The following is a 12,002-nucleotide window of genomic DNA, read 5'->3' as shown; positions in this document are numbered from 1 at the left end:
CGCCTGCAACAGCGCGAAAGGGCCCGCACGCCTGCGCGTGCGGGCCCTTCGCCGTACGCGTCAGATCCAGCGACCGTTCAACCACATCCGTGCCGACCACTCCGCGTACGGCAGCGGCTGGCCGACGAAGATCGGATAGAAGTACGCGAAGCAGAGGACGACGAGCACCACGTACGCGCCCGCGATCACGCCGCCCACGAGTCGGCGGTCGCGGGTGGCCTCGTCGTCGCCGACCGGTCGGGTACCGCTCGGCCCGGCCGGCGACGCGACCGCGCCGAGCACGTAGACCACCGCCAGGACGAGGAACGGCAGCGCCGGTGCGGTGTAGAAGGAGAACATCGTCCGCCCGTCGAGGGCGATCCAGAACCACGGCAGCAGGCCGGCGGCGACGCTCAGCAGGATCGCACCGGCCCGCCAGTCCCGACGGGCCAGGCCGAGCCAGACCAGCGCCACCAGCGCCGGCAGGAACGACCACCAGAGCAACGGCGTACCGAGCAGCAGGATCTCCTCGGCGCAGCTCGCCGCGCCGCACGGGCTGTCAGTGGTCCAGTGGAAGGCGACCGGCCGGCCCAGCAACAACCACTGCCACGGCCACGACTGGTACTTGTGCGGGTCGTCGAGTTGGCCGTGGAAGCCGAGCGCGGCCTGGTGGTACTGGATCAGGTTCCACAGCGCCCCGATCACCGGGATGTCGCTGAGCCCGGCGTCCGGGTAGCGCTCGGCGACCCGGTAGTAGCCCTCCTCACTGCGGAGCCAACCCGACCAGGCCGCCACGTAGGTGACCGCCATCAGCAGGCCGGCGAGCACCATCCACGGCACCCCGTCGAGCAGGGTGGCCCGCCACGGCCGGGGCACCCCCGCCGAGCGGCGGGCACCGACGTCCCAGAGGAACATCAACAGCGCGAACGCCGGTACGAAGAACAGGGCGCTCCACTTCACCGCGAAGGCGCAACCGAGCAACACCCCGGCGGCCAGCCGCCACCAGGGCCAGTTGCGCCAGCCACCGGCCGGTCGACCGGCGCGGCCCGGGGCGGTCGGGTCCAGCCCCGCCTCCAACGCCCGCGTCCAGCGGCGCCGGGTGGCGTCCCGGTCCAGCACCAGCGCGCCGAACGCGGCCAGTACGAAGAAGAGCAGGAAGAGGTCGAGCAGTGCGGTCCGGGACAGCACCAGATGGAAGCCGTCGACCGCGAGCAGCAGGCCGGCGGCGCAGCCGAGCACCGTGGAGTGGAACATCCGGCGGCCGATCCGCACCAGCAGCAGCACCGACAGCGTGCCGAAGAGCGCCGCCGAGAAGCGCCAGCCGAACTCCGGCGAGGTGGTGAGCAGGGCGCCGGGCACCGAGATGCCGTGTTCGGCGTCGGAGTAGCCGAAGGCCCACTCGCCGAGGCCGATCAGCCATTTGCCCAGTGGCGGGTGGACCACGTACGACGGGCCGCCGTCCTTGTAGTTCCACTCCACGCCCTTGTCGATCAGACCCCAGGCGTCCCGAGCGTAGTAGACCTCGTCGAAGATCTTGCCGGCCGGGTGGCTGAGGTTGGCGAAGCGCAGGACCGCGGCGATCGCCACGACCACCGCGGTGGCCAGCCACGAACGGCTGTCCACCCGGGCCTCGACGGTGGCCAGCCGGCGGCGGATCGTCGCCGGTAGGCCACCGCTGCCGGTACCACTGGTCGGGGCGGCCGGGCGCTCCGGCCCCGGCTGGTCCGCGTTCGCGCTCTGTGCTGTCGACGCACTCGTCACCCGGCGATCGTAGGCTGCGGAGGGGGTCGGTGGCGTGCGTCGTCTCCCAATCCGGTACGACCGTCGATGAAGGAGTGCCTACTCGTGGGTGAAATGTCCGAAACTGGCCGCCTGGTTCTGCTCGGCGCGCCGCTCGGCAACCCCGCCGACGCCTCCACCCGACTCCGAGACGTGCTCGGCACCGCCGACGTGGTCGCCGCCGAGGACACCAGGCGGCTGAGCCGGCTGGCCCGCGACCTGGACGTGGCGATCCCGGGGCGGATCGTCTCCTACTTCGAGGGCAACGAGGAACGCCGTACCTCCGAGCTGGTCGACGTGCTCACCGCCGGGTACCTCGTCGCGCTGGTCACCGACGGCGGCATGCCCAGCGTCTCCGACCCCGGCTACCGGCTGGTCCGCGCCGCACTGGACGCCGGGGTCCCGGTGACCGCCGCCCCCGGCCCCAGTGCCGTCACCACCGCTCTGGCCCTGTCCGGGCTGCCCTGCGACCGGTTCTGCTTCGAGGGCTTCCTGCCGCGTGCCGCCGGCGCCCGCCGGGCGCGGCTGCGGGCGCTGGCGACGGAGGAACGCACCCTGGTCCTGTTCGAGTCCCCGCACCGGATCACCGCCGCGCTGACCGACCTGGCCGACGCGTTCGGTGTCGACCGACCCGCCGCGCTCTGCCGCGAGCTGACCAAGACGTACGAGGAGGTGCTCCGTCGCCCGCTCGGTGAACTCGCCCGCTGGGCCGCCGAGGGTGATCCGCGTGGCGAGATCACGCTCGTGGTGGCCGGAGCGCCGGCCGCACCGGCGGTGCGGCCGGACGACGACGCCCTGCGCGCCGCGGTCGCCGAACGGGAGGCCACCGGCCAGAGCCGCCGCGACGCGATCATCGACGTGGCGACCGCCTTCGGGCTGCGCCGCCGCGACGTCTACGCCGTCGTGCACCAGGCGTAAGGACGAGATGCAAGGACGAGATGTAAGGAAGGGCCCCCTACTAACGCCTGGTGTATAGGAAGGGTCCCTTCCTTACATTCACCAGGCGGCGGCGAGGAAGCCGAGGGTGGTCGTCAGCGGGCCGGCGAAGGCGGCGGTGACCGCCCAGCGGCGGCCCAGCGAATCAGGCAGCCGGGTCGCTCCGGTCCACCGGGCGATCCCGGCCGCGCAGCCGAGCACCCCGAGCAGGCCGAGCAGCCAGCGCAGGTGAGCGCTGACGCCGTGGTCGGCGTACGCGACGGCGGCGTCCGGGCCGGTCACCCGGGCGGGTAGCGCCATCCCGGCCGTCGTGCGCTGCTCCGGCACCCCGCTGATCCGTACGCCGTGGGTCCGGAACTGTCCGTCGGCGGAGGTGAAGATCCCCCGGCAGCGTTGGGTCAACCCGTCACCGGTGCACACGGTCACCACGGCAGTGCCCGAGGTGCCGTGCCCGACGGCGAGCCAGAACGGACCGGCGCTGACCCAGGCGAAGAACGCCGCCACCAGGCTCAGCCCGACCAGCGCGGCCATCCCCGGCAGCGGGTCCGGCGGATGACGGGCCCGCTCCCGGCGGCGTACCGGCCGGAGCCGACGCCACCACGACCCGCGCTCGCCGGGCGGATCCTGCCGCACCGGCGTGCCGTCCCAGTGCACCTCCTCGATCGGCGCCCAGAACGTGTCCGCCTCGTCGGCGGTGGCCACGAGCGGGTTCTTGCCGAGATTCCGGGACGCACGCATCGGCGCCCGGTGGGGCAGTGTGTCGACCGGCGCGCCGGTGGTCGGCTCCAGCTCGACGCCGTGCTCGGGCGCCGCCGGGTCGGCGGGGTCCGACCCGGCCGGGGCCGTCCCGTCGGGCGGCACCGGCCGAGGGTGCGGGGCCACCGAGTGGGTACGCGCCGACCCGGCCGGATCCGGCCGGGTCTCGGTGGGAAGGCCGTCCTCGTGGTCGCGGGCGGCGCGGCTGCCAGTCACGCGGTTCATTGGACACCGGCGGGGGTGTCCGGACGTGCAGCTCAGACAGCGTGTCGGCGACAAATCAGACTAACGTTCTGTCCTTGAATGACCGGATTGCCGAGTGGGTGGCCCTATTGGTTCGCGGCCGTCGCAGGTGGGTCACTACGCTTGCTGGGCATGAGTCACGTTCTCGCGGCGGTCGCCTGGCCGTACGCCAACGGCCCGCGCCACATCGGCCACGTCTCCGGTTTCGGCGTCCCCTCCGACGTCTTCGCCCGGTACATGCGGATGGCCGGTCACGACGTGCTCATGGTCTCGGGCACCGACGAGCACGGCACCCCGATCCAGGTGCAGGCCGACGCCGAGGGGCTCACCCCCCGCGAGCTGGCCGACCGCTACAACCGGGTGATCGTGGAGGACCTGCACGGCCTGGGTCTCTCCTACGACCTGTTCACCCGCACCACCACGCGTAACCACTACGCGGTGGTGCAGGAGCTGTTCGAGGGGATGTACCACAACGGCTACATCGTGCCGAAGACCACCATGGGCGCCATCTCGCCGTCGACCGGCCGGACCCTGCCCGACCGCTACATCGAGGGCACCTGCCCGATCTGCGGCTACGACAGCGCCCGCGGCGACCAGTGCGACAACTGCGGCAACCAGCTCGACCCGATCGACCTGATCGACCCCAAGTCGAAGATCAACGGCGAGACGCCGAAGTTCGTCGAGACCGAGCACTTCTTCCTCGACCTGCCCGCCCTCGCCGACGTGCTGCGGCAGTGGCTGGACACCCGGGAGGGCTGGCGGCCCAACGTGCTGCGGTTCTCCCGCAACCTGCTGGACGACCTCCAGCCCCGGGCCATCACCCGGGACCTGGAGTGGGGCGTACCGATCCCGCTCGACGGCTGGCGCGAGCGCGCCGACAAGCGGATCTACGTCTGGTTCGACGCGGTGATCGGCTACCTCTCCGCCTCGGTGGAGTGGGCCCGCCGCACCGGCGACCCGGATGCCTGGCGACGCTGGTGGTCCCTCGACGCCGAAGGTAAGGACGCCCAGTCCTACTACTTCATGGGCAAGGACAACATCGTCTTCCACTCGGTGATCTGGCCCGCGCTGCTCGCCGGCTACTCCGGCGAGGGCAGCCGGGACGGCGAACCGGGGCAACTCGGGCGGCTCAACCTGCCCACCGAGGTGGTCTCCAGCGAGTTCCTGACCATGGAGGGGCGCAAGTTCTCCTCCTCTCGCCGGGTGGTCATCTACGTCCGGGACTTCCTGGAGCGATACGATGCCGACGCGCTGCGCTACTTCATCGCGGTGGCCGGCCCGGAGAACAACGACACCGACTTCACCTGGGCCGAGTTCCTCCGCCGCAACAACGACGAACTGGTCGCCGGCTGGGGCAACCTGGTCAACCGGTCCGTGTCGATGGCGGCGAAGAACTTCGGCGCGATCCCGCCGGTCGGCCCGGACGGTCTCACCGAAGCCGACGAGGCGCTGCTCGCGGTGGCCCGGGCCGGCTTCGCCACCGTCGGCGACCTGATCGCCAGGCACCGGCAGAAGCAGGCCATCGGTGAGGCGATGAAGGTGGTCGCCGAGGCCAACAGGTACCTCTCCGACCAGGCGCCGTGGAAGCTCAAGGACGAGGCGGACAAGCCCCGGATGGGCACCGTCCTGCACGTCGCCCTCCAGGTGATCAGCGACGCCAACACCCTGCTCACCCCGTTCCTGCCGCACGCCGCGCAGAAGGTGCACGAGCTGCTCGGCGGCGTCGGCGTACACGCGCCCATGCCAGTGATCGAGGAGGTCGACGACCTCGACGGCGGGCCCGGGCACCCGGTGTTGACCGGGGACTACACGCAGGGCGCGCGCTGGGAGTCCTTACCACTCGCGGTGGGTCGGCCGCTCGCCGCGCCCAAGCCGGTGTTCCGCAAGCTCGACCCGTCGATCGTCGACGAGGAGCTGGCCCGGCTCGAAGGCTGACCACGTCGGCGGGCGCGACCCCGACATCGGGATCGCGCCCGCCGTACGTCCGTCCGGCGCGGCACCTTCCGCAGCCGAGGAGGCCGGGTCAGGCCCGGACCATCGACGGCGACCCGATGAACTCCATGATCGCCTCGTTGACCTGGTCGCCGTTGGCCCACGGGATGCCGTGCGGGGCGCCCTTGAGGGTGACCAGTCGGCTGTCCGAGAGCAGCGGCTGCAACCGCTGACCCGTCTTCGGGTACGGCAGGATCATGTCCTTGTCGCCCTGCACGATCAGTATCGGCACGTCGATCCGCGACACGTCGGCCCGGAAGTCGGTGCCCCAGGCGTCCACACAGTCGTGCGTGGCCTTGGCCGAGGCCCGCGCGCCGATCTCCCAGTGCGCCCGGAACGCCTCCTCGCTGACCAACCTGCCCCGGTTCTCGTCGTAGTTGAAGAAGTTGGTGCAGAACTGGGTCAGGTAGGCGAACCGGTCCTCGACGATGGCCTGTTTGAACCCCTCGAAGAGGCTCGCCTCGACACCTTCCGGGTTGTCCGGAGCCTGCCGCAGGTACGGCGCCAGCGGCGCCAGCAACACCGCCCGGTCCACCCGGTCCGAGCCGTAGGCGCCCAGGTAGCGGGTCACCTCGCCGGTGCCCATCGAGTGCCCGACCAGGATCGCGTTGCGCAGGTCCAGTTCGGTCATCAGCACGTCGAGGTCGGCGGCCAGGGTGTCGTAGTCGTACCCGAACGCCGGTTGGGCCGAGCTGCCGAAACCGCGTCGGTCGTACGTGATCACCCGGTAACCGGCCGCGAGCAGGGGACTCACCTGCCTCTCCCAGGTCGCCCCGTTGAACGGGAATCCGTGGATCAGCACGATCGGCTGACCGGAGCCGTGGTCCTCGTAGTACAGGTCGATGGGCGCGGAGTTCTCCGTCCCGACAGTGATGAAGGGCATGTCCACTCCTACGATTCGCGACAACGCTGTCGCCCACGCATTCCCGTGCGACCTGCCGATATGCCCGAGCCGGAGCGGCGTCAGAGGACGTACGGTGGTCCAGCACGCCCGCAGCCGCAACCGCAGCCACCCCGGCTCCTTCCGCAACACCAGACACAGCACGTCGAGGCGAACCACGGGTGGCGAACGGGTGGACTCGGGCGGTGTGTGATGCTGTCGACTGATGAGCGAGCCCACGGAGTCCCGCCGCCAGCGCGCGTCCCGCCGCGCCGGTGAGTTCCCGCCCGTGCCGGAGCCGTTGCCCCGACCGGTGCTGGACAGCCACACCCACCTCGACATCACGGTGAACGAGGTCGGCGTACCGCAGGGCAGCGCCGCCGCCGACCCGGTCGCCGCCGCGATCGACGTCGCCGCCGCCGTCGGCGTGGACCGGCTGGTGCAGGTCGGTGTCGACGTGGAGTCCTCCCGCTGGGGCGCCGAGGTGGCCCGCACGTACCCGGCGGTGGTCGCCACGGTGGCGCTGCACCCCAACGAGGCGCCCCGGTGCCGCGACCTCGACGCCGCGCTGCGCGAGATCGAGACGCTGGCCGCCGAGGACCGGGTACGTGGCGTCGGCGAGACGGGCATGGACTTCTACCGCACCGGCGACGAGGGCCGGGCCGCGCAGGAGGAGAGCTTCCGGGCCCACATCGCCATCGCCAAGCGGTACGCCAAGACGCTGGTCATCCACGACCGCGACGCGCACGCCGACGTGCTGCGCATCCTCGACGACGAGGGCGCACCGGAGACCGTGGTGCTGCACTGCTTCTCCGGCGACGCCGAGTTCGCCGCCGAGTGCGTCTGCCGGGGCTACCTGCTCAGCTTCGCCGGCACGGTCACCTTCGGCAGCGCCGGGGCACTGCGGGAGGCCGCAGCGCTCACCCCGCTCGACCAGATCCTGGTCGAGACCGACGCGCCATACCTGACCCCGATGCCGCACCGGGGCCGCCCCAACGCGTCGTACCTGATTCCGCTGACCGTCCGGGCGCTGGCCACCACCACCGGCGCCGACCTGGACGACCTTTGCGCGGCCATCTCCGCCACCGGCGAACGCGCCTTCGGCCCCTGGTCCTGACTGTGGCCGCAGAACTGCTCGGCCCGGCGGAGATCCGGGAACTCGCCGCCCGCCTCGGCGTCGCACCCACCAAGAAGTTCGGCCAGAACTTCGTGCACGATCCGAACACCGTTCGCCGGATCGTCACCACCGCCGGGCTGGCCCCGGACGACGTGGCCCTGGAGGTCGGCCCCGGGCTCGGCTCGCTCACCCTCGCCCTGCTCCGCGCCGCCGCCCACGTGCACGCCGTCGAGATCGACTCGACGCTGGCCGGCGCGCTGCCCGACACCGCCGCCCGGCACGTCGGCCCGGACGCCGTCCGGCTCACCGTGCACCACGCCGACGCGCTCCGGATCACCGCCGCCGACCTGGCCGATCCGGCCCCCACCACACTGGTCGCGAACCTGCCCTACAACGTCGCCGTACCGGTGGTGCTGCACCTGCTCGCCGAACTGCCCGGCCTGCGCCACGGCCTGGTGATGGTGCAGAAGGAGGTAGCCGACCGGCTCGTCGCCGGTCCCGGCTCCAAGGTGTACGGCGTCCCTTCGGTCAAGCTCGCCTGGTACGCCCGCTCCCGGGCCGCCGGGAAGGTGCCCCCGAACGTGTTCTGGCCGGTGCCCAACGTCGACTCCGGCCTGGTCGCCTTCACCCGCCGCGAACCACCCCGCGCCGACGTGTCCCGGGCGGCGGTCTTCGCCGTGGTGGACGCCGCCTTCGCCCAGCGCCGCAAGACCCTGCGTGCCGCCCTCGCCGGCTGGGCCGGTGGGGCCGACCGGGCCGCCGCAGCGCTCACCGCCGCCGGGGTCGATCCCGGCGCGCGCGGCGAGTCACTCACCGTCGAGCAGTTCGCCGCCGTCGCCGCGTCGGCCCCGACCCACCCGCCGGCCGCGCAGTAGGCTGGCGCGGACGCCGGTACGCCGTCGCCGACATCGCCGAGGAGCTGATCGTGGAGAAGCCGTTCGACATCCGGGTGCGTCCACGGGACACCGTCCGGTGACCGAGGCATGGCGACCGGAGGGTGAGGAACGGCGTGGTGCCGGCGGACCGGTCCGCGTACGGGTGCCCGCGAAGATCAACCTGCACCTGGGGGTCGGCCCGCTACGGCGCGACGGCTACCACGAGCTGAACACGATCTACCATGCGATCTCGATCTACGACGAGCTGACCGCGCGGCGGGGCGACACCCTCATCCTCACCATGGAGGGCGAGGGCACCGGCGAACTCGCCCTCGACGACTCCAACCTGGTCATGCGGGCCGCCCACGCCCTCGCCGGCTACGCCGGTGTCATGCCGCACGCCCGGCTGCACCTGCGTAAACAGATCCCGCTCGCCGGAGGTCTCGCGGGCGGCAGCGCCGACGCCGCCGCCGCACTGGTCGCCTGCGACGCCCTCTGGGGCACCGGCCTGTCCCGCGACGAACTGGCCGGCATCGCCGCCGACCTCGGCTCGGACGTGCCCTTCCTGATCCACGGCGGCACCGCGCTCGGCACCGGTCGGGGCGAGGCGGTCAGTCCCGTGCTGGCCCGACCCACCTCCTGGCACTGGGTAGTCGCCATCGCCGACGGCGGCCTGTCCACGCCGCAGGCGTACCGGGAACTCGACCGGCTCCGCGACGCCGGCACCGCCGGGGAACCGCTGGGCAGCACCGACGCGCTGCTCGCCGCGCTGCGCCAACGTGACCCCCGGGTGCTCGCCCCCACCCTCGGCAACGACCTGCAGGACGCCGCGCTGGCCATGCGTCCCGCCCTGGCCGACACCCTCAAGGCCGGCGAGGCGGCCGGCGCGCTCGCCGGCATCGTCTCCGGATCCGGTCCCACGTGTGTCTTCCTCACCGCCGGTGCCGCCGACGCCGAACGCGTCGCCGCCGAGCTGGAAGCCGCCGGGGTGTGCCGCGAAGCCCGCATCGCCCATGGCCCGGTCCACGGTGCCCGCGTCACCTGACTCCACCGGCCCGCCCTGCACAGGGCCGGTCTCTCGCCGAGCCGGTCAGGCGCGCGGCCGTGGTCCAGTGCGGCCCGTGTCGAGCTGACGGCGAGATCGGATCGCAGGCACCGGGTCGTGACCGACTACGGTGCCTGTCGAGCTGACGGCGGGAATGAATCATGCTCGGGAGAGCATCGCCCTGCGCCACGTTCCGCCGCGCTGCGGTCTCCGCCGGCATGGTCGCGCTGGACCGACTGGTGAAGCCGTGTGCGGTCCGGGTGCGGCACCAGCGGAGGTCGACGCCGAACTCAGCATCGGCGAGAGCACGGACGGATCAGCTCGACAGGCAGCCGACCAGAGACCGTGCCGGGCCGCCGTGGGCCACCCGCACGCCGAGGTCCATCCGTACCGCCGGGGCCCATTCACGCCACCGAAGTCCGACCGCACTGCCGAGCGTCACCCGCCCGTGCGCGCTCCGCTGCCCGGCGGGCGCCGAGTGGTGACGGTGTTCCGCGTACCCTGGAAGGCCAGGCGTCCCCAGGTGCCCGCCGGCACCGGGACGCCTTGATCATGGAAGGTGGGTTTGTGGCCAACATCGTCAACCTGGACCGGGTGTCCAAGGGCTACGGCGCCGCCGGGCCGCTGCTCACCGACGTCTCGCTCGGTCTGGACGACGCCGACCGGATCGGTGTGGTCGGGCTCAACGGCACCGGCAAGTCGACGCTGCTACGGCTGCTCACCCGGATCGAGGAACCCGACGACGGGCGGGTCACCCACCGCCGTGACCTGCGGGCCGCCTGGTTGCCGCAGAACCTCACCCTCAGCCCCGACGCCACCGTCCGGGACGTCGTCCTCGGCACCGAGTGGCTCGCCGAGAGCATGGGCGCCGAGCACGAGTGGGCCGGCGACGCAGGCGTACGCGCCATCCTCGACGGGCTCGGCATGCCGCACCTGGGCCTCGACGCCCAGGTCGGGCCGATGTCCGGTGGCGAGCGCCGCCGGGTGGCACTGGCCGCGCTGCTGGTCCGCGACGCCGACCTGCTGATCCTCGACGAGCCCACCAACCACCTCGACGTCGGCGGCGTCGACTGGCTGGCCCACCATCTGCTCGGCCGCAAGGGCGCCCTGGTCGTGGTCACCCACGACCGCTGGTTCCTCGACGCGGTCTGCACCACCACCTGGGAGGTCGCCGACCAGGCCGTCCGAGCCTACGAGGGCGGCTACGCCGCCTGGATCCTCGCCCGGGCCGAACGCGAACGGGTCGCCGCCGCCACCGAGGCCCGGCGGCAGAACCTGCTCCGCAAGGAGGTCGCCTGGCTGCGCCGGGGCGCACCCGCCCGGACCTCCAAGCCGAAGTTCCGCATCGACGCCGCCAACGCGCTCATCGCCGACGTGCCACCGCCTCGCGACACCATGTCGCTGCAACGGCTGGCCACCGCCCGGCTCGGCAAACAGGTGTACGACCTGGAGGGCGTCCGCCTGCACGCCGGTCCCAAGACCATCCTGGAGAACGCCACCTGGCAGGTCGGCCCCGGCGACCGGATCGCGATCCTCGGCGCCAACGGCGCCGGCAAGACGACGCTGCTGCGGATGCTCGCCGGCATCACCCGCCCCGACGGCGGACGGCTGGTCACCGGCTCCACGGTACGGCCGGCGTTCCTCTCCCAGGAACTCGCCGAACTCCCCAGCGAACTGCGGGTCCTGGAGGCCGTCGAAGAGGTCGCCCGGCGGGTACGCCTCGGCGACCGGGAGATCTCCGCCGCGCAGCTCGCCGAGGTGTTCGGCTTCGACGACCGGCGGCTCTGGACCCCGGTCGGTGACCTCTCCGGCGGCGAACGGCGACGGCTCCAGATGCTGCGTCTGCTAGCCGGGGAACCGAACGTGCTGCTGTTCGACGAACCCACGAACGACCTCGACACCGACACCCTGGCCGCGCTGGAGGACCTGCTCGACTCCTGGCCCGGCACCATCGTGGTGGCCAGCCACGACCGCTACCTCATCGAGCGGGTCGCCGACACCACGTACGGCATGTTCGGCGACGGCCGACTGGTGCACCTGCCCGGCGGCGTCGAGGAGTACCTGGCGCGTACCCCCGACCGGCCCGGCCTGGGGCGCAGCGTCACGCCCCCCGCTGCCGCGCCCACCGACGGCGGCGGGGTGATGAGCGCCGCCGAGGCGCGGCAGGCGCGCAAGGAGCTGACCCGCCTCGAACGGCAGGTAGGCAAGTTGGAGCAGAAGGAGGCGGCGCTGCTCGACCAGCTCGCCGCCAACGCCACCGACTACACCAGGGTCGCCGAGCTGGACGCCCAACTGGGTCAGGTCCGTGCGGAACGGGAGCAGGTCGAGGAGGCATGGCTCGCCCTGGCCGACGAGATCCCCGCCGGCTGATCTCCGGCCCGCCCGTCGCGACCTGCGTCC

9 protein-coding genes are annotated in these 12,002 nt (G+C 72.4%); 6 read left to right on the top strand and 3 right to left on the bottom strand.

All coding sequences use genetic code 11. The features are described from left to right. Positions 1-60: 60 nt before the first annotated feature. Positions 61-1,740, bottom strand: coding sequence for a dolichyl-phosphate-mannose--protein mannosyltransferase (locus ID554_RS09065; protein WP_117228638.1), 1,680 nt, complete (start codon positions 1,738-1,740; stop codon positions 61-63). A gap of 66 nt (positions 1,741-1,806) precedes the next feature. On the opposite strand from ID554_RS09065, the gene rsmI reads away from it, so the two are divergent. Further along, entirely contained in the window at positions 1,807-2,676 is an 870-nt protein-coding gene (gene rsmI / locus ID554_RS09060) for a 16S rRNA (cytidine(1402)-2'-O)-methyltransferase (RefSeq protein WP_396888492.1), read from the top strand. Positions 2,677-2,754: 78 nt separating this feature from the next. Here rsmI and ID554_RS09055 read toward each other — a convergent pair whose 3' ends face one another. Continuing rightward, the gene (locus ID554_RS09055) at positions 2,755-3,666 is read right to left on the bottom strand and encodes a hypothetical protein (protein ID WP_223884498.1); all 912 of its coding nucleotides are present in this window, start codon (positions 3,664-3,666) and stop codon (positions 2,755-2,757) included. A gap of 159 nt (positions 3,667-3,825) precedes the next feature. On the opposite strand from ID554_RS09055, the gene metG reads away from it, so the two are divergent. Continuing rightward, positions 3,826-5,628, top strand: coding sequence for a methionine--tRNA ligase (gene metG / locus ID554_RS09050; protein WP_117228640.1), 1,803 nt, complete (start codon positions 3,826-3,828; stop codon positions 5,626-5,628). A gap of 88 nt (positions 5,629-5,716) precedes the next feature. Here the strand turns inward: metG and ID554_RS09045 are convergent, their stop codons facing one another. Then, entirely contained in the window at positions 5,717-6,568 is an 852-nt protein-coding gene (locus ID554_RS09045; RefSeq protein ID WP_117228730.1) for an alpha/beta fold hydrolase, read from the bottom strand. A gap of 223 nt (positions 6,569-6,791) precedes the next feature. Between ID554_RS09045 and ID554_RS09040 the strand changes: the two genes are divergently transcribed. The 4 genes from ID554_RS09040 to ID554_RS09025 all read left to right on the top strand — a co-directional run bounded on the left by ID554_RS09040 (position 6,792) and on the right by ID554_RS09025 (position 11,972). Further along, positions 6,792-7,682, top strand: coding sequence for a TatD family hydrolase (locus ID554_RS09040; RefSeq protein ID WP_117228641.1), 891 nt, complete (start codon positions 6,792-6,794; stop codon positions 7,680-7,682). A 2-nt stretch (positions 7,683-7,684) separates the two neighbouring features. After that, positions 7,685-8,557 (top strand): 16S rRNA (adenine(1518)-N(6)/adenine(1519)-N(6))-dimethyltransferase RsmA, encoded by an 873-nt coding sequence (gene rsmA, locus ID554_RS09035; protein ID WP_117228642.1) that lies wholly within the window; start codon positions 7,685-7,687, stop codon positions 8,555-8,557. Positions 8,558-8,654: 97 nt separating this feature from the next. Next, positions 8,655-9,602, top strand: coding sequence for a 4-(cytidine 5'-diphospho)-2-C-methyl-D-erythritol kinase (locus tag ID554_RS09030; protein WP_117228643.1), 948 nt, complete (start codon positions 8,655-8,657; stop codon positions 9,600-9,602). Positions 9,603-10,169: 567 nt separating this feature from the next. Continuing rightward, positions 10,170-11,972 carry an ABC-F family ATP-binding cassette domain-containing protein gene (locus ID554_RS09025; protein WP_117228644.1) on the top strand — a complete coding sequence of 601 codons (1,803 nt, stop codon included), beginning with the start codon at positions 10,170-10,172 and terminating at the stop codon, positions 11,970-11,972. Positions 11,973-12,002 lie beyond the last annotated feature (30 nt).

The organism is Micromonospora craniellae (genome assembly GCF_014764405.1).
GTDB classification, from domain to species: Bacteria; Actinomycetota; Actinomycetes; order Mycobacteriales; family Micromonosporaceae; genus Micromonospora; species Micromonospora craniellae.
The sequence above is the reverse complement of the archived record's forward strand: the minus strand, read 5'-3'. Positions and strand labels throughout refer to the sequence as shown.

Coding starts and splice junctions, on each gene's coding strand:
- rsmI (WP_396888492.1), top strand. CDS start 1,807: ATGAAGGAGTGCCTACTCGTGGGTGAAATGTCCGAAACTGGCCGCCTG.
- metG (WP_117228640.1), top strand. CDS start 3,826: ATGAGTCACGTTCTCGCGGCGGTCGCCTGGCCGTACGCCAACGGCCCG.
- ID554_RS09045 (WP_117228730.1), bottom strand. CDS start 6,568: ATGCCCTTCATCACTGTCGGGACGGAGAACTCCGCGCCCATCGACCTG.
- ID554_RS09040 (WP_117228641.1), top strand. CDS start 6,792: ATGAGCGAGCCCACGGAGTCCCGCCGCCAGCGCGCGTCCCGCCGCGCC.